The organism is Enterococcus sp. AZ089 (assembly GCF_050547225.1).
GTDB lineage: Bacteria > Bacillota > Bacilli > Lactobacillales > Enterococcaceae > Enterococcus_D > Enterococcus_D entomosocium.
Genome location: NZ_CP172954.1, coordinates 2,959,377 through 2,982,831, shown reverse-complemented (window position 1 = coordinate 2,982,831; position 23,455 = coordinate 2,959,377). Strand labels below are relative to the sequence as shown.

Annotated in this window: 17 protein-coding genes; 14 read left to right on the top strand and 3 right to left on the bottom strand. The window is 44.3% G+C overall.

The features are described from left to right. Positions 1 to 16 precede the first annotated feature (16 nt). From IGJ01_RS13715 to IGJ01_RS13700, 4 genes are all read left to right on the top strand, one after another. Positions 17 to 1,633 (top strand): glycoside hydrolase family 43 protein, encoded by a 1,617-nt coding sequence (locus IGJ01_RS13715; RefSeq protein WP_430601179.1) that lies wholly within the window; start codon positions 17 to 19, stop codon positions 1,631 to 1,633. Continuing rightward, entirely contained in the window at positions 1,630 to 2,955 is a 1,326-nt protein-coding gene (locus IGJ01_RS13710) for an ABC transporter substrate-binding protein (protein ID WP_313151035.1), read from the top strand. Before IGJ01_RS13715 ends, IGJ01_RS13710 begins: the two co-directional genes overlap by 4 nt. A gap of 128 nt (positions 2,956 to 3,083) precedes the next feature. Next, the gene (locus IGJ01_RS13705) at positions 3,084 to 3,995 is read left to right on the top strand and encodes a carbohydrate ABC transporter permease (protein WP_244732387.1); all 912 of its coding nucleotides are present in this window, start codon (positions 3,084 to 3,086) and stop codon (positions 3,993 to 3,995) included. Then, positions 3,996 to 4,829 carry a carbohydrate ABC transporter permease gene (locus tag IGJ01_RS13700; protein WP_005228444.1) on the top strand — a complete coding sequence of 278 codons (834 nt, stop codon included), beginning with the start codon at positions 3,996 to 3,998 and terminating at the stop codon, positions 4,827 to 4,829. A gap of 55 nt (positions 4,830 to 4,884) precedes the next feature. On the opposite strand, the gene IGJ01_RS13695 is transcribed toward IGJ01_RS13700, so the two are convergent. After that, positions 4,885 to 6,063, bottom strand: a complete 1,179-nt coding sequence (locus IGJ01_RS13695; protein ID WP_005234059.1) for an ROK family transcriptional regulator — start codon at positions 6,061 to 6,063, stop codon at positions 4,885 to 4,887. Positions 6,064 to 6,313: 250 nt separating this feature from the next. On the opposite strand from IGJ01_RS13695, the gene xylB reads away from it, so the two are divergent. The 7 genes from xylB (at position 6,314) to IGJ01_RS13660 (ending at position 17,057) form a co-directional block, all read left to right on the top strand. Continuing rightward, positions 6,314 to 7,810, top strand: coding sequence for a xylulokinase (gene xylB / locus IGJ01_RS13690; protein ID WP_005234060.1), 1,497 nt, complete (start codon positions 6,314 to 6,316; stop codon positions 7,808 to 7,810). A gap of 117 nt (positions 7,811 to 7,927) precedes the next feature. Further along, positions 7,928 to 9,235: a xylose isomerase gene (gene xylA / locus IGJ01_RS13685; RefSeq protein ID WP_008380597.1), complete on the top strand. Its 1,308-nt coding sequence runs from the start codon at positions 7,928 to 7,930 to the stop codon at positions 9,233 to 9,235. 141 nt (positions 9,236 to 9,376) lie between these two features. Further along, entirely contained in the window at positions 9,377 to 10,843 is a 1,467-nt protein-coding gene (locus tag IGJ01_RS13680; protein WP_008380598.1) for a glycoside hydrolase family 1 protein, read from the top strand. Between the two features lie 36 nt (positions 10,844 to 10,879). Beyond that, positions 10,880 to 12,289, top strand: coding sequence for a response regulator transcription factor (locus IGJ01_RS13675; protein WP_430601178.1), 1,410 nt, complete (start codon positions 10,880 to 10,882; stop codon positions 12,287 to 12,289). A gap of 137 nt (positions 12,290 to 12,426) precedes the next feature. Then, a complete protein-coding gene (locus IGJ01_RS13670; protein ID WP_016621642.1) occupies positions 12,427 to 13,326 on the top strand; it encodes an ROK family protein in 900 nt (299 codons plus the stop codon). Further along, positions 13,323 to 15,593 (top strand): alpha-xylosidase, encoded by a 2,271-nt coding sequence (gene yicI / locus IGJ01_RS13665; protein ID WP_430601177.1) that lies wholly within the window; start codon positions 13,323 to 13,325, stop codon positions 15,591 to 15,593. The genes IGJ01_RS13670 and yicI overlap by 4 nt, the downstream gene beginning before the upstream one ends. Next, entirely contained in the window at positions 15,594 to 17,057 is a 1,464-nt protein-coding gene (locus IGJ01_RS13660) for a family 43 glycosylhydrolase (RefSeq protein WP_430601176.1), read from the top strand. Positions 17,058 to 17,114: 57 nt separating this feature from the next. Here the strand turns inward: IGJ01_RS13660 and IGJ01_RS13655 are convergent, their stop codons facing one another. Continuing rightward, positions 17,115 to 18,911, bottom strand: a complete 1,797-nt coding sequence (locus tag IGJ01_RS13655) for a sensor histidine kinase (RefSeq protein ID WP_430601175.1) — start codon at positions 18,909 to 18,911, stop codon at positions 17,115 to 17,117. Next, a complete protein-coding gene (locus IGJ01_RS13650; protein ID WP_005234068.1) occupies positions 18,908 to 19,513 on the bottom strand; it encodes a YesL family protein in 606 nt (201 codons plus the stop codon). Before IGJ01_RS13650 ends, IGJ01_RS13655 begins: the two co-directional genes overlap by 4 nt. A 234-nt stretch (positions 19,514 to 19,747) precedes the next feature. On the opposite strand from IGJ01_RS13650, the gene IGJ01_RS13645 reads away from it, so the two are divergent. From IGJ01_RS13645 to IGJ01_RS13635, 3 genes are read left to right on the top strand one after another with little or no spacing between them, the layout of a single operon-like run. Continuing rightward, entirely contained in the window at positions 19,748 to 20,689 is a 942-nt protein-coding gene (locus IGJ01_RS13645; RefSeq protein WP_005228459.1) for an ABC transporter permease, read from the top strand. Positions 20,690 to 20,704: 15 nt separating this feature from the next. Next, complete coding sequence (locus tag IGJ01_RS13640) at positions 20,705 to 21,637, top strand: carbohydrate ABC transporter permease (RefSeq protein WP_005234069.1); 933 nt, start codon at positions 20,705 to 20,707, stop codon at positions 21,635 to 21,637. Positions 21,638 to 21,658: 21 nt separating this feature from the next. Continuing rightward, positions 21,659 to 23,407, top strand: coding sequence for an ABC transporter solute-binding protein (locus IGJ01_RS13635; RefSeq protein ID WP_016612762.1), 1,749 nt, complete (start codon positions 21,659 to 21,661; stop codon positions 23,405 to 23,407). The last annotated feature ends 48 nt before the right edge of the window (positions 23,408 to 23,455 follow it).

Below are 23,455 nucleotides of genomic sequence, written 5' to 3'. Positions count from 1 at the left end.
AAGAGGAGGAAATTTTTTGATTACCAATCCGATACTAACAGGCTTTCATCCAGACCCGAGTATTTGTCGTGCAGGAGAAGATTATTACATTGCTACGTCGACCTTTGAATGGTTTCCAGGTGTGCGCATCTTCCATTCGAAGGATTTGAAGAACTGGCGCTTGATCAGTACACCAGTCAATCGTGTCAGTCAGTTGAATATGCTAGGAAACCCTGATTCCGGGGGCGTTTGGGCGCCAAACTTAAGTTACAGTGATGGTCGTTTTTGGTTGATTTATTCAGATGTCAAAACACAATCTAATAGTTGGAAAGATGTGAACAATTATTTGATCACCTGTGAAACCATTGATGGGGATTGGTCAGAACCAATTTATATGAATTCTTCTGGTTTCGATCCCTCGTTATTTCATGACGACGACGGCAAAAAATATTTTCTGAACATGGTTTGGGATTATCGCCCGACAAACCATTCCTTTTACGGGATCGCTCTCCAAGAGTTTGATTGGCAAGCCAAGAAATTGGTGGGGCAGCCCAAAATAATCTTCAAAGGAACAGAGCGCAAATTGACGGAAGCACCGGTTATGTATAAAGTGAACGGCTATTATTATTTATTGACGGCAGAAGGCGGCACCAAGTTTGAACATGCAAGTACCATCGCTCGTGGGACGCACATCGAAGGGCCTTATGAAGTTCATCCTCAAAACCCTCTGATCAGTTCCTGGGGACAGCCAGAGATCCTGCTACAAAAAGCTGGCCATGGTTCATTTGTGAAAACGCAGACCGATGAATGGTATTTTGTTCACTTAACAGGGCGAGCGCTGAAGTATCCCGAAACGCCCCTCTTAGAAAATCGCGGCTATTGCCCGCTCGGACGAGAAACAGCGATCCAGTCTGTTTATTGGGAAAATGATTGGCCGTATATCACAGGCGGAAACTTTCCAAAAGAGGAAGTCCCACAGCCACAGCTGCCCGAACATCCGTGGGAAACAGAATCAGGCTTTGATGATTTTGAAGAGGCGTCGTTGGCACCAGTGTTTCAAACCTTGCGGATTCCTTTTTCTGAGGAAATCGGTAATTTGACCGCACGACCAGGGTACTTGCGCTTGTATGGGCGAGAGTCGTTCAATTCCTTGTTCCATCAAGCACTGGTGGCAAGAAGATGGAGCGATTTTCGTTTCGAAGCAACGACTGCCGTCGAATTTTCACCGACCTCGTTTCTACAGTTGGCAGGCATGACGAATTACTACAATACACAAAACTGGTCGGCGATTTACATCACTCATGATGAGACGAAAGGCAGAATCATCACTGTATTGGCAAGCGAAAAGGGCCAACTGAAGAGTCAAAAAGCACCAGAAGTTATGATACCAGCCGATGTACAAACGGTCTACTTCAAAACGATCGTCAATTATGCCCACTATCAATACGCGTACTCATTTGATCAAAAAGAGTGGCAGGTCATCGATCAGCTATTTGACAGCTTGCAATTGTCTGACGACTATGTGGCAGAACATTACGGTGGGTTCTTTACGGGGGCTTTTGTGGGGATGTTTGCGATCGATACGACTGGCAATCGTTTGGCGGCTGATTTTGATTCATTTGACTATCAAAAAATCGAGGAGGAAGAAAGATGAAAAATTGGAAACGGGTCTTACAAACAGCGTCAGTGGCAGGCTTAGCGGCTTTTATGCTTAGTGGCTGCGGGAATGGTTCAGGAAACAGCAGCTCGGATAACAGCGCAACGGGAAGCAGTGGCAAGGATGAACTCGTGGTTTGGACCTTTACTTCAGAATTATCAACGATGATCAATGATTACTATTTGCCGGCGCATGACGATTTGGCCTATGACATTCGGATCGTGGAGATTCCTTCTGACCAATTCGAGACCAAGCTCGATCCGATTCTCGGTTCCAAAGATGCACCAGATGTGATTGCTTTAGAATCTGCCTTTGTCAAAAAATATGTGGAATCAGGGATGATGGCAGACCTTGGTTCACTGGGACTTGATGAAGCCGCGGCAGATACGTATCAATATGTCAAAGACGTAGGAACTTCAAAAGACGGGGTTCTTCATGCCTTGGCTTGGCAAGCTGCTCCTGGCGGGTTTTATTACCGGGCGTCGATGGCAGAAGAGCTGCTAGGGATCGATGATCCAGCGGCTGCGCAAGTGGCCTTGTCAGACTACGACAAGTTCTATGAGGAAGCCAAAGCAGTCAAAGAAAAAAGTGGTGGAACCACCTATATGATCTCTAGTGTCCAAGATTTGGCGAAGCCTTTTTATGGTCAACGCGAACATGGCTGGGTTGAAGACGGTAAATTAGTGATTGACGACAGTTTGTATGATTTGTTGGATATATCACGAAAATTTGTAGAAGAAGGCCTGACACAAGATACAGAAGGACAATCAGAAGCTTGGTTTGCTGGAATGAATAGCGACAATGTATTCGGTTATAGTTTGCCGACATGGGGGCTGCACTATTGGTTAAAACCAAATGCGACAGCTGCCGATAACTCCAGCTCAACAGAAGGGGACTGGCGCATGATCCAAGGACCGTCGTCGTGGTTCTGGGGCGGCACATGGATCGGTGCTACGGCAAATTCTGAGATGCAAGAAGAAGCGGCGCAATTGGTGGCTTACTTGACCACAGATCAAGCATTTTTAAAACAATGGGCCGAAGATACCGGTGATTTTGTATCGAATGAGCGAGTCGTTGAAGAAATTAAAAGCGAATACCAAGAGGAATTTTTAGGCGGTCAAAACCACTATGCAGAATTTGCCGATATGGTTCAAGACATCAACGCGAAAATTCTGACCGAGTATGACCAGACGATTGAAACCCTCTTTACGGATAGTTGTTTGACACCATATTCAAAAGGTGAAGTGGATCAGGAAACGGCGATCCAAAACTTTAAAGATGCGGTCGTCAATGCTTATCCAGATGTTCAAGTAGATTAGGTGTTGTTGAAACCGGCACCGAAGACGGGGTCGGTTTCAACCTTTTCTAGGTACTACGCGCTGCTTAAAGGGCTTGTCTTTACAGGCAGAAGTTGACAGTGGAAGAAAAAAATATCAGGGGGATTACGATGCAGAATAAGAGAAGATTTGAACAGTATCATCGCTATGGGCTATTATTTATCGCACCATTTTTTCTAGCATTCTTGGTTTTTCAGCTTTATCCAATTCTCTATACGATTTACCTGAGCTTTACAGATCTAAAAGGGTGGAATCCAGCTGCCAATCTTGTCGGACTGGATAACTATTTTGCGATTTTTTGCAACCCGTTATTTTTAAAATCGATCAGCAATACCTTTATTTTGTGGGGCGTAAACTTTGTCCCTCAAATTGGCTTGGCTTTGTTGTTGGCGGCATGGTTTACCAATATCAAGCTGCGCTTGCGAGGGAAAGGCTTCTTCAAAGTCGCTTTTTACTTACCCAACATCATTACTGCGGCTTCAGTAGCAATCTTATTTTTTGTTTTGTTCAGTTTTCCGTTAGGTCCGATCAACCTAGTCTTGCAGCATTTCGGTGTTTTGGACCAGCCCTATGACTTTTTCCGTAGTGAAACGGGCACTCGGCTGATCGTTTCCTTTATCCAATTTTGGATGTGGTATGGTCAGACAACGATCGTTTTGGTTTCGGGCATTTTGAGCATTGATGATGCTCTTTTTGAATCAGCAATGGTCGATGGAGCCAATGATGGTCAAATTTTCCGCAAGATCACGCTGCCTTTGTTAAAACCAATCTTGCTTTATACATTGGTGACGTCCTTGATAGGCGGCTTGCAAATGTTCGACATTCCTTTTTTGCTGACAAACGGTAATCCCAACAATAGTGTCTTAACAATCACGATGTTCATCTACAACCAGGCCTTTACCGGGAGTCGGAATTTCAACGTTGCCGCAACCGCGTCGGTACTATTATTGGTACTTTCAATCGTATTAAGCACGTTATTGTTTCAATTTTTCAAAGAAAACAGCAAAGTGGGGCGAAAATAAATGGAAAATAGCTATCGAGCAAAACGATTGTTGATCTATGTCTTTTTGGTGTTGCTGACCATCCTAAGTATTCTGCCCTTTTGGGTCGTCTTAGTCAATGCAACCCGTTCAGCGGAACAGATCCAGCAAGGGCTGTCCTTGTGGCCCGGCGGTAATCTCCAATACAACTGGTCCGTCTTAATGGGCAGAGGCTTCAATGTTTTCAATGGGTTTAAAAATAGTTTCCTGATTGCTGCTGGTGCTACCGTTCTCAATGTGTATTTTTCGGCGCTGACGGCTTATGGCGTGATCGCCTATGAATTTCGTGGCAAGAAAGTCCTGTTTGCTGTCATTCTTGGGCTGATCATGATTCCTCAGCAAATCAGCATGATCGGTTTTTATCAATTTATGAATCGCTTAGGACTCTTAAATAATTTTCTGCCATTGATTTTACCAGCGATTGCATCACCCGCTACCGTTTTTTTCTTAAAGCAATACTTAGAAACGATCTATCATCCTGATTTGGCAGATTCTGCTCGTTTAGACGGAGCCGGCGAAATCAAAATTTTCCATCGCATCATGTTGCCTTTGATGAAACCGGGCTTAGCTACCATGGCGATTTTCTCGTTCGTGACCTCGTGGAATAATTTCTTGATGCCCTTGATCTTGATCAACGATACGGAAAAGTATACGTTGCCGATGCTGGTCCAATTGTTGAAAACTGATGTTTACCGTACTGAATTTGGCAGTATGTATCTAGGGATCTCATTAAGTATTATTCCTTTACTGCTGATTTACCTGTTTCTATCGAAATACATCGTGGGCGGTGTGACGGCTGGCGGAATCAAAGGATAGCGAGACCTTTTTACCAAAAGAAAACGCTGGACTGAGTTTTCAGTCCAGCATTCATTTAACGGATCGCACGGGAGAGATCAAGTGCCGCAAAGCGCAAATCGTTGATATTTAAGAAATGTTTTGCCACTAAAACGTTGCCGCCAAATAACGGGGCTTGATCGCCTAATCGACTGTTTTTGATCTTCGTGTTTTTGGTGAACTGGCTGGTCAATTTTTGCTGCAGCGCCAGCAATAAATCAGGAATTTTGCGATAGATCGAGCTGTTGATATAGACTTCTTCGGGATCAGAAAAAGTGATGACATTATTCAGCCCAATACTAAGAAACTCAACATTTTGTTGCGCCAATTCGACTGCTGATTTTTCTCCGGCATGGTAGGCTTGTGCGAAGGTATCCGAATTAACGAACGCAGTTTTTGTATAGTGACTGTAGGTGTCAAACAAGACTTTGTTCGAGGCATATTGCTCTAAGCAACCTCGATTGCCGCAAGGACACAAGTTGCCGTGAGGGAAGAGAGTAGAATGGCCAACTTCCCCCGCCATGCCGTGAGTACCGGTTTGCAGCTGCCCATCAACGATGATTCCGACACCGATCCCGCTATGGACGCTGACGCTCAGTAAATTCGTGGAATCAGAAGAAAAACAGTACTCGCCTAAAGCCGTCAGATTGGCTTCGTTCTCTATATAGACCGCCGTATTGTATTTTTGGCTCAAAGGGGCGATCAAATCAAAGTGCTCCAAGTCGTAGTAGGGGGCAAAGGTGATCGTCTGATTGTGAACGATGCCGTGGATCGCCAAACAGATTCCTACTAATCCATGAGTGGTTTGCGGCATTTGCGGCCAAAATTCTTTCATCATGGAATCGATCGTCGCTAGTACATTTTCTTTGGTGATCAATTCATGGGAATGGTCGGCGGAGGCGATCATCTCGCCATTGATATAAGAAAGCATTCCACGAACATAGTTATAGCCGATGTCAAAGGTAACAGCTAAGCTGCTGCGGTGATTGAATTGCAATTGAATCGGTTTGCGACCACCGATCGAAGTGGAATCCCCAATGCCGACTTCGCGAACGAAGTCCGTGTCGATCAGTTTTTTGGTTATTTGAGAAACAGACGCTTTATTGAGATGGGTCAAATTTGACACTTCCGCTCGTGACACATTTTCATTGTCAATGATCGTCTTCAATACAGCCGCTTCATTTTGTTCGCGTATGCCCATTTTATTGATAATCATGTGTTCTCCTCTTCATAGATGTGATTAGTGTTAGTTTACCGTGCAAATTAATATTGTGCAAGCTGAAGAATAAAGAAAAGCCGAAGAATGTAGAAGCAGCAGTTTGAGAACGAAAATCATAGAAAGAATCGTTGAAAGCGCTTGACATAAATACGAGAATCGTTTACTATCCAATTAGTTAGTTTTGAATGCTAATTAACCGATTGAGAGGCAATGGTTAACTGCTTCAAACAGAGGAAGGAGAGAAGAGATGGCTTATTTTTTAGGGTTGGATCTAGGAACAAGTGCGTTAAAAGGCTTAGTTTTTGATCAAACCGGGGAACTCCAAGGAACAGCAAGTGCTGACTATCCATTGTCATCCCCTAGACCGGGGTTCAGTGAGCAAGAGCCGGTGCATTGGCAAGAGGCGGCAGATAAGGTAATCAAAACCTTGATCCAGCAGCTTCCAAAGCTGCAGAAGGAATTGATCGGCATCAGCTTTTCTGGGCAAATGCATAGTCTTGTTTTATTGGATGAAGAAAACCGAGTCATTCGTCCGGCAATATTATGGAATGACGTTCGAACCACCAAACAATGTCAAGCGATCATGGCATCCTTTGGAGAGGAAATAAAAGCAATCACCAAGAATGTTGCTTTGGAAGGGTTCACCTTACCCAAAATTTTATGGGTCCAAGAACACGAGCCTGAACATTGGCAACAAGTTCGTCACATGATGCTGCCAAAAGACTACTTGGCTTTTTGGCTGACTGGTAACTATTCGATGGATTATTCTGATGCGGCGGGTACGTTACTGCTGGATATCGAAAAGAAGTGCTGGTCTGAAGCCATTCTAGAAAAATTCGCAATCGCATCGGATTTACTGCCGCCGCTTTTTGAATCAGCAGCGCCTGTAGGGCAAATGCGAAAAGAACTGCAAGAAGCCTTTGGCTTTGAACAAGAGGTGACGATCTATGCAGGTGGCGCAGACAATGCCTGTGCTGCATTAGGTTCAGGGATCATCGCCGAAGGTGTCGGCATGGTGTCGATTGGCACTAGCGGTGTGTTCTTATCCTTTGAAGAAGCGCAAGAGGTTGATTATCAAGGCGATCTACACCTTTTCCGTCATGCGATCAAAGACAAGTTGTATTCAATGGGGGTCACTTTAGCCGCTGGAAATTCCTTAAGCTGGTATCGTGATACGTTTGCCCCAAACCAATCGTTTCAGGAATTGCTTTCAGCGATCAGTGAGGTAAAACCGGGGGCAGAAGGCCTGCTGTTTACGCCTTATATCGTGGGTGAACGCACACCACATACCGACAGCCAAATCAGGGGAAGTTTTATTGGCATTGACACACGGCATCGCGAAAAGCATTTCAGTCGTGCCGTCTTAGAAGGGATCACCTTCTCTCTGAAAGATTCCCAAATGATCATGGAAGAACGAGCACAGCGGAAATTCACCCAGATCGTTTCTGTGGGGGGCGGTGCGAAAAATGCCGAATGGCTGCAAATGCAAGCCGATATTTTTAATGCAGAAATGCTGACTTTATCTACTGAACAAGGTCCAGGTATGGGCGCAGCAATGCTGGCAGCAATCGGCAGCGGCATTTATCCAGATGCGGCCGCTTGTGTTAACGCCTTTGTCAAATACAGCAAGGCCATTGCACCGATTCCTGAAAATGTCGCCAAATACCAAGAAATCTATGCGATCTACCGGACCGTCTACCAGCAAACCGCGCCTATCTGCCATGCGTTGGCGCAAATCGAATAGCATAATGGCAGCAGAAAATCTGCTTGATTAAAGCGAGGAATCGTTTTTGGTTCTAAATGATTGGAACCAAGTAAGTTAGTTTATTACACTAAAAAACATAAAATGGAGGCAACAACAATGACTTATTTCCCAGAAATCGAAAAAATCCGCTACGAAGGTCCTAAAACAGACAATATGTTTGCATTTCGCCACTACGATGCCGAAGAAGTTGTTTTAGGCAAGAAAATGAAAGATCATCTACGTTTTGCAATCGCCTATTGGCATACGATGACGCAAGACGGCTCTGATCCTTTCGGCGCACCCGTCAACAAACGGACGTGGATTGGTGACACCGAAATGGAAACGGCGAAAAATCGAGTAGAAGCCTTCTTTGAGATTTGCGAAAAATTAGGGGCAGAGTTCTTCTGTTTCCATGATGTTGACGTGGCACCTGCGGGAGAAACGTTAGAAGAATTTTTCCAAAACTTAGACGAAATCACCGATTTGATCAAAGAAAAAATGGAACAAACGGGGATCAAACTATTATGGAATACAGCAAATATGTTCTCACACCCTCGTTTCAACAACGGCGCTGCTTCCACCAATAATGCGGAAGTTTACGCGTATGCAGCAGCCCAAGTTAAAAAAGGCTTAGATATCTCGAAAAAATTAGGCGGTGAGAACTATGTCTTCTGGGGCGGCCGTGAAGGCTATGAAACCTTGTTGAATACAGACATGAAATTTGAACAAGACAACATCGCCCGTCTATTCAAAATGGCGATCGCTTATGGCGAAAAAATCGGTCATAAACCGCAGTTCTTATTAGAGCCGAAACCAAAAGAACCATCGAAGCACCAATATGATTTTGATGCAGCGACAACGATGGCCTTCATTCAGCACTACGGCTTAGAAGGAGATTTCAAATTAAACCTAGAAGCCAATCATGCAACATTAGCTGGCCATACCTTTGAACATGAAATCGCCGTTGCCCGTAGCTATAACGCATTAGGCTCACTGGATGCCAACCAAGGAGATATGCTGTTAGGATGGGATACGGATGAATTTCCAACCAACGTTTTTGACTCGACACTCGCTTTATACGAAGTCTTAGAAAACGGCGGCATCGCACCGGGAGGAATCAACTTCGATTCTAAAGTCCGTCGTTCGTCATTTGAAATGGAAGATCTGTTGTTAGCCCACATCGCTGGTATGGATACGTATGCCCGAGCGTTAAAAGCAGCAGCGAAACTGAAAGAAGACCGCTTCTTAGACGAGTTGAAGGAAAAACGGTACGCCTCGTTCCAAGAAGGCATCGGAGCGAAGATCGTTGCTGATGAGGAAAACTTAGAAACACTGACAGATTACGCATTGGCGCATGATCAAATCGAATTAGAATCCAGCCACATTGAATATGTGAAATCTCGTTTGAATGATTACCTGTTTTAATAAGAAACGACTGTCGTTCTGAGGAGCGACAGTTTTTTCACCTAAAAAATATCTTTTGGCAATTGTTACGAATCAACCAAATTATGATACGATAAAATGTAACCGATTTAACTCGGTTTAGGAATTGAAGGAGGCAACTTGATGTTTCACACAAACTTAGATCCTTTCCCAGAAAACTTCTTATGGGGGGCGGCTTCGGCGGCCTATCAAATTGAAGGTGCATGGGCAGAAGACGGCAAAGGTCCGTCGATTTGGGATACCTATGCCCAAATTCCCGGCAATACCTTTGAGGAAACCAACGGCAAAGTGGCGATCGATCACTACCATCGATACAAAGAAGATGTTGCCTTGATGAAGCAAATGGGCTTGAAAGCCTATCGCTTCAGCGTGGCGTGGTCGCGAATCGTGCCTGATGGCGAAGGTGCGGTCAATGAAGCTGGTGTGGCGTTTTACGAAAAGCTGGTGGACGAATTGCTTCGGCAAGGAGTAGAACCGATTTTGACGCTGTATCATTGGGATCTTCCTCAGGCTTTGCAAGACAAATACCAAGGATGGGAGGGACGAGAAACAGCAGCGGCATTTGAACGGTATTGCCGAATCCTTTTTGAACGCTTAGGAAAGAAAGTCACCTATTGGGTCACCATGAATGAACAAAATGTCTTCACTTCTCTTGGGTACCGTTGGGCGGCACATCCACCGGGCTTGAAGGACTTAAAACGGATGTATGCAGCCAATCATATCATCAACCTTGCCAATGCAAAGGCAATTAATTTGTTCCATGAGCTGGTTCCACAGGGCAAGATTGGTCCAAGTTTTGGCTATGGACCGATGTATCCGTTTAGCTGTGACCCAGAAGATGTGCTGGCTGCAGAAAATGGCGAAGCCTTCAACAACGCGTGGTTTTTAGATGTCTATTGCAAAGGCGAATACCCGAAATTTGTCTACAAGCAATTAGCCAAAGTCGGTCTGGCTCCTGAAGTCACTCCAGAAGATCAAGCACTATTAAAACAGGCAAAACCTGATTTCTTAGGGATCAATTACTATCACGGTGGAACGGCCCAACAAAACAATTTGCAGAAGCAGTCAGCTGAAAAGAAAGAATTTTCTAAAGTCGATCCGTATTTGATGCAAGCGGCAGCTGGCGAGTTCTCACCAGAAGAAACCATGTTTGCGACGGCGGAAAATCCCCACTTGAAAAAAACAGATTGGGGTTGGGAGATCGATCCCGTTGGTTTCCGTGTGGCCTTGCGACGTATCCAGGCCAATTATGACTTGCCGATTTTTATTACTGAAAATGGGTTAGGCGCCATCGATCAATTGACAGAAGACAAACAGATCCATGATCCATACCGCATTACCTATTTGCAGGAACATCTGGTGGAACTGCAAAAGGCCATCACGGATGGGGTTGAGCTGATCGGCTATTGTGCTTGGTCCTTTACAGATCTACTAAGTTGGTTGAATGGATACCAAAAACGCTATGGGTTTGTTTATGTCGATCGCGACAATCAAAACGAACGTCAGTTGGCGCGCATCCCGAAGGATAGTTTTTATTGGTATCAAGAGGTGATTCGCACCAATGGGGCAAGTTTGACAAGTGAAACATGATGTAACGAAGGAGTAGCTGAAAATGGAGGTTGGAAAATGCGTAAAGTGTTGATCGTTGATGATGAAGCATCGATCCGAAATGGACTGCCTCTGATCATCGATTGGGAACGTCTGGGGTATCAAATCGTCGGGTCGGCGGAAAACGGCGAAGCTGGCTTGGCAATGATCCGCGAATTGAAGCCAGACGTTGTGATCGCTGATATCCGTATGCCGGGAAAAAATGGTCTTGAGATGGTGCAAGCAGCATCGGAGGAAGGGCTTTTGTTTTTTGCCATTATTTTATCCGGCTACTCAGATTTTGACTATGCCAAGCAAGCGTTGCAACTGGGCGCTGTGACCTATTTGCTGAAACCAGTTGATGAAGAAGAGCTGATCGGTATTTTGACGAAAATCGATCAAAAAGCCAAGACCGATCAGCAGAAAAATCAGAAGAGTCAGTTGATGGAGAAATTGTTTGGCGGAGATCAAACGGGGATCAAAGACGCACAAGCCATCAAGCTATTGCGACTTTCCGAGGAGGCGGATGCCCAAAAGCTGGTTGAGAAATTACAGGAGCAAGTGGCGCAAGTCATCACCTTGATCCATCGGCATCATCGGTATTTGGTTTTGTTAAACGAGGAACGCTTTCCCGACGAGGCGATCGATGCGTGGTGCCGTAAAAAAATGGCTCACCAAGAAATCTTGATCTCCCGCTGGTTTGCGGCGCAAGATAACTTGAAGCCATTGATGATCGATATCCAGACATTAAGTAAATTGATTTTCTTATTTCCCAATCAAGTCATTTCTCACCATGTTTTGGATACGACGCAAGAAGCAGAAGAACGAAGTGATTTGCGTGAAGAATTAGTTAAGGCGATTTTGGCAAACGATCCGTTAGAACAGCCGTTATCCCGCTATTATCAAACCTTTTATCATTCATTGGCATTGGAAGAAGAGATTAAATGGCAAATCAATGGTGACATCGAATGGCTGCAGCATCAAATCAGTGAAAAAGTAGCCTTAGCAATCGAATGGTCGACAGACGAAGTGCATCAGCAGATTTTTCTCGCCCAGACGTTTCCAATGCTGCAAGAGGTAATCACCGCAAAACTAGCAGACTTGCAAGCAACAGTCGCCAGCAGTTTGAACCAAATCGATATCATTGCAGAATTGATCCAATACACGAAAAAGCATTATCAAGAAGATTTGACCTTGAAAAAAATCGGGGAACGTTTCAATTACAATAGTGCCTATCTAGGCAAGAAGTTTCGCAAAGAAACTGGGAAAAATTATTTGGCGTTCTTGGATGAAGTTCGAATGGAAAAAGCGGTGGAAATCTTGCGTCATTCCAATCTAATGGTCTACGAAGTTGCTGAATTGGTGGGCTACAGCAATGTTGATTATTTCTACAAAAAGTTCAAACAATACCATCAGGTTTCGCCGAATGAGTTTCGGAAAAATGAATAACCACAAAGATGTCCGTGATTTTCTACGGACATCTATTTTTTAGGGTAACGATGACTAAATTGCTTGGTAGGCTTTCTTTTTTTTCTTTTATATAATTTAAATGAAACTGTAAGCGCTTTTTGAACGGAGGAGGAGAAATGACAGATGTACGCCTGTGCTTTGATGTAGGCGGGACCTATATCAAATTCGGGGTTTTTACCGAGAAGAATCAATGGCTGGACCGAGGCAAAATCAAAACCCCGAGTAATACGCGGGATGAATTTTTTGCTGCCTTAGCTGCCAAAATACAAGAAGTCGAGCAAGCGCATGTTATCGAAGGGATCGGGCTGAGTTTTCCTGGTTTCATTGATTCAGTCAATGGCCGAGCGATCATGGCGGGGGCGTTGGCTCCTTTACACGGCTGTGCTGTCGTACAAGAGCTACAGCAGCGTTTAACCAAGTCTTATCCGATCTGGATCGAAAATGATGCGAAATGTGCTGCTTTAGCAGAACTCTCGACCGGCAATGCTACTGACGTACAAGATTTTGTCATGATCACATTAGGCACCGGTATTGGTGGCGCGCTCGTTCATCAGCGCCAGTTGATTCACGGAAATGGGTTTCGGGCAGGAGAATTCGGAATGATGATCACTGATTTTCAAGCATCTTCTTTTGCGACCCTCCATGACCTAGCTTCAACGAGAGGACTGATTGATGCCTATCGACGGGCAAAAGCGATTCCTGAATCAGAGGAGATTTTAGGCGAAACCATCATGCAGCAGCGGTCGAGTGATCCTGAAACGCAAGAGATTCTGAAACAGTGGGCACGTTATGTCGCACTTGCGATTTACAACCTAGCTGTCACGATGAATCCCGAAAAAATACTGATCGGCGGCGGCATCAGCCAAAACCCTGATCTATTAGCTATAATCAAACAAGCAATCAATGAGAACCCCCATTGGCCGGATTTCCAAGTGCCGATCGAGACTTGTCGTTACTATAATGATTCTGGTCTGTTAGGGGCGTTGACATTGATCCAACAAGGAGGAAAAAAATGAAATTTTCAGATGGCGGTTGGTTATTTCGTGAAGGATTTGATGTGAAATTTGCGGTGCATGTCTACGATGCCCGTAAAGAAGAAAACAAATTGGTCTTATATCTGCCTTATAGCTATGTCGGGCATAAAGGGGCAACACTGGATGGCGGATTGTTAACGATGGAAGTTACTACCCCTAGAACCAATATCATTGGGATCACCCTCTACAATTATAAAGGGGTCCAAGCCAAAGCCCCCAACTTTGAATTGATGACAGAAGAGATCACTCCTGATATTTCAGAAGATGAGCAATCGTATGTTTTTCGCTCGGGAGACTTGCAAGTCGTGATCAGCAAAGAGGAAAATGTGACAGCTTCGTTTTATTACAAAGAACAGCTGATTACCCAAAGCAACCCTCGCAGCAAAGCCTTAGTGATCGATCCGCAAGCAAATACCCATATTAGCGAACAGTTGACCCTGGATGTGGGAGAAACGATTTATGGTTTAGGGGAACGCTTTACAAATTTCGTGAAGAACGGCCAAAGTGTTGATATCTGGAATGCCGACGGGGGCACTGGTACGGAGCAAGCTTACAAAAATATTCCGTTTTATGTAAGTAATAAAGGGTATGGCGTCTTTGTCAATTCACCCGACCGGGTGCAATTTGAAGTGGGGAGTGAAAAAGTTTCTCGTGTTCAATTCAGCAATCCAGGACAAACGCTGCAGTACTTTGTGATCGCCGGTGATGAGTTAAAACAAGTGATCCAGCGCTACACTGATTTGACGGGGAAACCGTCGCTGCCACCTGCGTGGTCCTTTGGGTTGTGGCTAAGTACCTCGTTCTTGACGGATTATGATGAACAAACCGTAACATCTTTTGTAGACGGTATGGCAGAACGTGAGATTCCCCTTGAGGTCTTTCATTTTGACTGCTTATGGATGAAGGAATACGAGTGGTGCAACTTCACGTGGGACGAACGAACTTTCCCAGAACCGGAAAAAATGCTGCAGCGCTTGAAAGCCAAAGGATTGAAAATCTGTGTCTGGATCAATCCTTACATTGGGCAAAAATCACCCTTGTTTGACGAAGGGATGGCCAATGGCTACTTTTTGAAACGCGCCAATGGAGATGTCTGGCAATGGGACAAATGGCAAGCAGGTTTGGCGATCGTCGACTTCACCAACCCTGAAGCGGTCGCTTGGTACAATAGCAAGCTGCGTGCCTTATTAGACATGGGTGTGGATTGCTTCAAAACGGATTTTGGTGAACGGATTCCCACCGATGCGGTGTACTATGACGGCTCTGATCCAGAAAAAATGCACAATTATTACGCCTACCTATACAATAAAGTCGTCTTTGACTTGCTGAAAGAAGTCAAGGGAGCAGAAGAAGCCATCGTTTTTGCGCGGGCAGCTTCGGTTGGTTCGCAACGCTTGCCTGTACACTGGGGTGGCGACAGTACGTCAGATTATCCATCAATGGCAGAGTCACTGCGGGCAGGTCTGTCCTTTGGGTTAGGCGGCTTTGGATATTGGAGCCACGATATCTCAGGGTTTGAAGCTGGCTCAACCCCAGACCTTTACAAGCGCTGGACACAATTTGGTCTGCTGTCTTCCCATAGCCGTTACCATGGCAGCTGGGAATACAAAGTGCCTTGGGTTTATGACGACGAAGCCGTGGCGGTAGCCAAAGCCTTTACCAAGTTAAAATTGTCCTTGATGCCTTACTTGCAAGCTCAATCGGTGCTAACCGCCCAAACGGGGATTCCGATGATGCGGGCGATGGTCTTAGAGTTTCCTGAAGACGAGATGACCCATCATTTGGATCGCCAATACATGCTGGGGGAACACCTTTTAGTTGCGCCCATTTTTAATGATCAAGGAACGGTCTCCTTTTACGTACCGAAGACGAAGGGGCATTGGATCGACTATTTATCTGGCAAAGCTTACGAGGGCGGACGTTGGTACCAAGAAACCTATGATTATTTCCACTTGCCACTGTTAGTCCGACCAAATCAACTGATTATCGAAGGCCATGAACAAACCAAAGCAGTCTATGACTATGCCGAACATCCAACGATCCATCTCTTTGATCCGCAAGACAAGACCGCTGCGGCTATCTATGATCACCACGGTGAGTGGATTGGCGAGGTGGCTGTTGAAAGAGTCGATCAAGAACTGATCGTCAAGCTGACAGGGATCCAGCAAGCATCCTTGCAGATTCACACGACTGCTGGAAAAACGAGCCATAAGCTGACGGCTGACCAAACCACGATAAAGGAGTTCTAGATGCCGATGCGAACCATCACGAATCCAATTTTACCTGGATTTCATCCAGATCCCAGTATTTGCCGTGTCGGTGAAGACTTTTATCTGGTGACGAGTACTTTTGAATATTTTCCTGGATTACCAATTTATCACAGTAAAAACTTGGCAGACTGGCAGCTGATTGGTCATGGACTTTCGCGACCTGAGCAGCTGCAGTTATCGACGAAAAATCCCAATGCTTTTGGTCTGTATGCCCCAACCTTGCGTTTTATCAAGGACCGCTTTTACCTCGTTTGTACCAACGTTGGGGCAAACGAAGGAAGAGAAGGCAACTTTCTGATCTGGACAGATGACATCGCCGGTGAATGGTCTGACCCGATTTGGCTGGACACCCCTGGGATCGACCCGACGATTTTCGCAGATGACGATGGGCAGACCTATTACTTAGGCACCCATAAGGAGATCTATCTGCGGACGATCAATTTGGCTTCTGGAGAATTAGGTCCGCGCCAAAACATTTGGACAGGCAGCGGATCGGCTGATCCAGAAGGCCCCCACTTGTATAAAAAAGACGGCTATTACTACCTGTTGATCTCCGAAGGTGGAACGTCCTATGGTCATATGCTGACCATGGCCCGCAGTCGTTCCTTGACGGGACCCTATGAAGCATGCCCCAACAATCCAGTGATGACCAATCGCAGCACGAATCTGCCGCTGCAAGCTACAGGGCATGCGGACCTCGTGCAAGATACCCAAGGCAACTGGTGGGCAGTTTGTCTGGCAGTACGCCCCATCAGCTATCCTTTGAGGCATTTGCTAGGTCGGGAAACATGCCTGCTACCGGTGGACTGGTCAAACCCATGGCCGGTGTTTGGCGAGGAAGGTCACTTGCCAGAAATCATTCAGGTAGACACAGCGGCGGCACCAAAGGAAACACAAAAGAAGAGCAGCAAGCCTGATTACGTGACTTTATTCGAATGGGCCCCGACATTGATTGAAGAAGAGCCGCATGGCTTCTTGCTGCATCCTAATCAGACGGGTCTATCTGATCAAGGCAAACTCGCCGCAGTGTTCCAACGGCAAACCGCCTTTGAGCAACAATTTCAGGCAACCTTTGATTGTCGGCAACTAACGGATGGACAAGCAGGATTGACGGTTTTCTTAAATGCCACCCATCACTATGAGGGATACCTGGAAAAAACAGCCATCAGTCGACAGTTGGTTTTCCGCCGACAAATCGGTTCCTTATGGAAAGTGGAAAAGAAACTGCCTTATGCAGCAGATATGGTCACCTTGCAGCTGAGCGCCGATAAAGAAACCTATCGTTTTTCTGTTCTTGATGAACAAGGACAAGCACAGCTTTTAGGCAGTGGAGAAACAAAATATCTGACCACTGAAGTCGGTGGTGTCTTTACTGGGATCATGGTGGGCTGTTACGCCAGTGCTTCTTCACCACAACAAACCGTTCGTGTGCGGGATTTCTAATCAATCAAAAGCCCCCTTTCGATTTCTGAAACAGGAATCGAAGGGGGCTTTACTGTTTTAGTGAAGAGAAAATGAATCTTGGCTTAGATCATGGATGCGCAAGATGACTTGTGTGCCGCTACCCAGCACACTCTCGATCGTCAAGCCGTATTCAGGTCCATAAAACATTTTGACCCGATGATTGACATTGGCTAGCCCAATGTTCTTTTTGGCATGGGTGGAGGGCGTCTTGATTTTTTGCTGCAAGTGTTCGAGTTTTTCTGGCGGTATCCCGCTGCCGTTGTCTTGTACCACGATCACCAGATCATGGCCGTCTTTGGTGATCGTCAAACGGACAAACCCTGGATAGGTGATGCCTTCCAAGCCATGGGAGATGGCGTTTTCCACCAATGGTTGAATCAGGAGGGGCAATATTTGGACTTCTTTTTGGTCGATCTCATTGGAGACTGAATAGGAAAAGTTGACTCGATCGCCAAAGCGCATCCGCTGGATCTTGACATATACGTGAACGGCATCTAAGGACTCTTCTAAACTCGTTCGCTTGGTTCCGTGGGCTTCTAGCGTATAGCGCATCGATTTTGCCAGTAATTTGATGGCGTAAACGACGTCAGAATTGCCGGAAGTCAGCGCCATCATGCGAATCGTTTCTAACGTGTTGAACAAGAAGTGGGGGTTGATCTGCCCCGCTAAGATATTAAATTCCATTTGCTGCTGCTGAGTCAATAGCTCTTGCTGTGCCAAACGTGAACGGTAGATCTCTTCTTCTTTTTTCTTGATTCGTTGAATGATCTTATGGAAATCAAGAGAGATCTGTGAAATCTCGTCTTCGCCGCTGATATTTTGAAAGAAATCATAATCCTCGATCGAGGCAAAGTAGACCGCCTGCTGCAGTTGAGAGATTCGTTTGGTAAAGAATCGAGCAAAGAGAAAGACGATGATGAAAGTAGTGATCAAAATCACCAAAACGATCGTGCTCCAACGGATCAGATTGGCGCGTAGATTGCTATAGGCATTTGTATCCGCACTATAAATTGTGATGATGTCTTCTTTGTTACTCATGGGTAAGGTGCTTTTGGTGAGCATCACCTTGGTACCATCATCTTTTAAAAAGGCAGCACTCGTTTGCGGCTCAGAAAGAGTCGTAAGCTGTCCCGGTTCACCGACTTGATTGATTTTGTCGCTATAAAAGATGACATCATCATTTAACTGTAATTCCAATTCATAGGATGAATTACGAAGTCGGTTGCTGAGATAATTATAATCGACTTGGATCTCCAAAACGGCAGTTTCTTTTGATAAAGGCAAAGGCAACGTTTTATAAAGACTCAAACGATTTGCTTTGTAATCCTCTGGCATCGTCATCAAAAAAGCATCGGGTTGCTTGAGGGCTCGTTGGTACCAGGCGGTCGCTTGAATTGTGTCATCTGCCTGTTGAAAATATTTATAGTTCGGAATGGTTTGATTCGTCGTATAGATAGTTAATTTCGCAATCGAGGTTTGAAGATTTCTGATCTCATCTAGCTGATCATAGCTATTGATGTCCACGATCGCTTCTTGGTCGTCAAGGTAATTGGCAGTTAAAAGCTGACGTAGATGAGTATCGTTTGATAAGGAACTCGCCGTGTTGGTCAGCGTGTTTGTTGTATCAAAAAGAACAGATTTGACACGCTGAGCATTTAACTCAGCCAAATGTTGGTAATTGCCTGTCAGCTGCTTGGTTGAATCGTAGACCAATAAGAGACCAATAGTCACTGTCGATAAAAAAACAACAGGCAGATAAAGAATGAATAATTGTCGCCGAATGGAAAACTGACTCAGACGACGAAAAAGTGAGAGATGACTGATTCTTTTCATGCTTGCTGATTACGAAAGATGGAAAGCAACAGGAACGAACTACAATAAATAACGAAAGAAAAACCAAAAATCAACAAGAGGAATTTAAACAACGGAAATAAAACAACAAAACAAAACGCAGCGATAGGAATAAGCGCGAGGGCTAACGAACGGATAGGGTCCGCGATCGGTAACAGAAACGCGTTTTTTAATGTTTGCCTAAAGCTGTTTTCATAACGTCCAATTAACGCAAGGCAATAGACTAATACAATAAACAGATAAATAGCTGTAACAATTAGAACGAAAGCAAAAATACTGGCAAGAATGGTTTTTGAGGAAAACCAAAACAAGCTACTATACAGTAGTGCTACCATGGGGAGCCCAAGAAGGAGAAAACTACCGGTGGCTTTCATAAAGTTTGCTCGTAGCGCTCGCACATAGCCTACAATCAATTCACCACGCTCCTCATCCGCATAACGAATCGTCACTTCATAAAGGGCAGCTGTCGCAGCTCCAATCGTAATAATTGGCAAACAGCTAATGATATATAGTAAATTTAACAATGTGAATTGTGAAAAAACGGTGGTTATTTTGTACAGTTGACCATCAGGATTGTACTTCATTTTTATCCCTCCAAAATTGATATATTCCTATAGTACTCGCAAAAAACAAATTTTGAAAGCCTTACCATTTAGGTGTCTTTTATCTGAAACCTTGATATATCAGCATTCTTTATAAATAAAAGAAAAATAAAGTCTAAAATGTACGGATTGACCTCTATTTTTAACAGGTGGCAAATGAGATTTCAGGTGCTAGTATTAAAAATGTAAAAGCGGTTACAAAAAAGGGGGAGGAAAATGGAAAGTAAATTAAGCAGTGTCCCAAGAAAAAATAAGCGGGTGACACGAGAAGGGAAGATTTTGTTTTTATGTATCGTTCCCTTCCTGATTCTCGTGTTTTTGTTCTCTTATTTTCCTTTGCACGGATGGATTTATTCACTTTATGATTACAAACCAGCATTAGGTTTAGCGCGCAGCGAGTTTGTAGGCTTCAAATGGTTTCGACTTCTTGTCTCTAGTCCAACACAAGTGGATCAGATCGTACAAGTAATGAAAAACACCTTTGCCATGAGTTTTTTAGGGATCGCCACTTCGATCCTACCAGTAGGCTTCGCCATTTTATTGAACGAAATCAAGTGCAAATGGTTTAAAAACTTGGTCCAAACGCTGACCACGCTGCCGAATTTTATCAGTTGGGTTTTGGTGTATACGATCGCCTTTAGCTTGTTTTCTTCAACAGGGCTGGTAAACACGTTGCTGCAAGAATGGGGCTTCGTTACAGATCCAGTCAAATTTTTGGATAGCGGCAATCATACGTGGCTAATGATGTGTCTTTGGAATATTTGGAAAGGCTTGGGCTGGGGTGCCATCATGTATCTTGCAGGCATTTCAGGAATTGACCCCGAATTGTATGAATCGGCGCGAATCGATGGGGCGAATCGTTTCCACCTGATGCGTCATATCACACTACCTGCATTGATGCCGACGTTTCTTGTGATGCTGATGCTGTCTATCGCCAACTTGTTGAACAACGGGATGGATCAGTACTTTGTTTTCCAAAATGCATTCAATCGAAATACGATCCAAGTCCTCGATTTGTATGTCTACAATTTAGGGATGGGTGGAAATAGTCTATCTCTGGCTACCGCGATCAGTATGCTAAAAAGTGTCATTTCTGTTGCCTTGTTAGCCATCGTCAATATTGCTTCGAAAAAAATTCGGGGGACATCCATTATTTAGGAGAGGAGGATATCTATGGAACTATCGATTAGTGAAAAGAAAAAGGCGAAAAAAGTACCCAAACGTGAAAACCTGACGTTTAGTATCCTCAATTATACCTTTTTCTTTCTGATTACGTTGATTTGTGCGTATCCTTTTTATTACTTGATTATTAATTCAATCAGTAATAATGAGTTGAGTGCGTTAGGACAAATTCGCTTTTTTCCACAAGAGATCCATTTTGAAAACTACAGTCAAGTGTTACAACTAAAAGGGTTGCCATTAGCCGCAACCGTTTCGGTGGCTAGAACGGTGATCGGAACAGCAGCAACCGTCTTAGCTTCAGCCTTCTTAGGCTTTATGTTTACCCAAGAAAAAATGTGGAAACGAAAATTTTGGTATCGCTTTGTCGTGATTACAATGTATTTCAATGCAGGGCTGATTCCATTATTCATCACGATGAAGACATTAGGTTTAACGAATAATTTTTGGGTCTATATTTTGCCGGCTGTCGTTCAGCCTTTTAACATCATCTTAGTGAAAACCTATATTGAGTCAATCCCCAAATCGTTGCAAGAAGCAGCTGAAATGGATGGAGCTGGCATCATTCAAGTATTCTTTCGGGTAATTTTACCCAACTGTACGCCGATTTTAGCAACAGTCGCGATCTTCTCGGCAGTTGGTCAATGGAATTCTTTCCAAGATACACTGATTTACATTACGGATCAAAGTCTCTACTCCTTGCAATACCTTCTTTATACGTATATCAATCAAGCCAATTCGTTGGCACAAATGGTCAAAAATACATCGGGATCACTTTCCAGTATCGCTTCAGCTGCAACAACGCAGACACCGACTTCGATTCGCATGACCGTTTCAGTCATTGTTGTTTTACCAATCATGTTTATTTATCCGCTTTTCCAGAAATATTTTGTCAAAGGAATTATGTTGGGTGCGGTGAAAGGTTAATAAAAAGAAAGAGGGAAGAAAATGAAAAAAATGTCGAAATATGTAACAACAGGTTTGTTAGGCATGACATTGCTAGGTAGTTTAGCCGGCTGTGGAGGGGCGGCTGACTCTGACACAGACGCTGCTTCCAGCGAAAGTGGCTACGATGAAACGATCACGATCGATGTCTATAATGGGCTAGCCAACTATATGGGGATGCAAGAAGGTTGGTTTGCCAAAATCGTGCGGGATAAATTCAATATGGAATTGAACATCATCGCACCAAACGTTGCTGGCAACGGAGACACTCTTTATCAAACGAGGACGGCAGCAGGTGATTTGGGCGATTTGATCATTGTTGATAATGGCCAACAATACAACGAATTGGTTGAAGCTGGTTTGTTGACCGATGCGAGCGAGTATTATGAAACTATGGAAAATGTTCAGCGCTTCGATGCGGCTGTTCAAAATCTAAACAAAGATGCCGATGGTCTATATGGCTTTCCAACTTCCGTTTCTACATTAAAAGCCACCGATCCTTCAGAAGGATTAGATCCTACATTTGGTGCTTATGTGCGTTGGGATCTTTATGGGGAGCAAGGATATCCAGAAATCGGTACATTGGAAGACCTGCTTCCTGTGATTCAAAAAATGCAAGAAGACAATCCAACAACAGATTCTGGGAAAAAAGTTTATGGGTTTTCTCTATTCAGCGATTGGGACGGCAACATGATGAATGCAGGCAAACAGCTGGTCACCTACTATGGGTACGATGAATCAGGTTTTGTCTTGGCAAAAGCGGATGGTTCTGATTATCAAAGCATTCTCGATAGTGATTCTGAATATATTCGCGCACTTAAGTTTTATTTCCAAGCCAATCAAATGGGCTTAGTGGATCCAGAATCAACGACGCAAAATTACGATACACTTTTTGCCAAATTCCAAGAAGGACAAGTCTTATTCTCATGGTGGCCTTGGTTAGGTCAAGCGGCTTTTAATACGACTACGAACTTGAATGAAGGAAAAGGCTTTATGTTGGCACCGATTCAAGACCAAAAAATCTTCTCTTATGGTGCGGAAGTTTACGGTGGCAAACAATTTATCGGGATCGGTTCAAATGCCGAAGACCCAGAGCGAATCGCAGCCTTTATTGACTGGCTCTACTCTTCAGAAGGCGTGTTAGCAAATTCTTCTCAAACAAGCGGTAGTAGTGGCCCTGAAGGCTTAACTTGGGAAATGAAAGATGGCGAGCCTGTCTTAACTGAGTTTGGGAAACAAGCGTTGCTAGATGGCGATGGGGATGTGCCAGAAGAATATGGTGGCGGAAGTTACAAAGATGGTGTATCCGCGCTAAACGTCAATACGGTATTACCGATCGATATCAATCCTGATACCGGCTTCCCATATGCTTATACGATGTGGGAAAGCTATCAAAATGAAACAACCGATCCTGTAAAAGAAGATTGGTCAAAAAATATGGGTGGTGCAGAATCGACCATTGGCTATTTAGAGGAGAACGACCAATTGTTAGTTGCCCCTGGTGCCAGCTATGTAGCGCCAGAAGATAGTTCAGAGATCTCTACGTTGCGGAACCAAGCCAAAGCGACAATCATCGAGTACTCTTGGCGAATGGTTTTTGCCAAAGATGAAGCAGAATTTGACCAATTGCTAAAAGAAATGCAAGAAACAGCAGACGGATTAGGCTATCAAACAGTGCTAGAATTTGACATGAATAATGCGAAAGATCAAAACGAAAAACGGGTAGAAGTAGCGAAAGAATTTGGGGACTAATCAAAAACAAAGAATAATAAAAATGGTTGGTCAACGGTTCCTTGACAA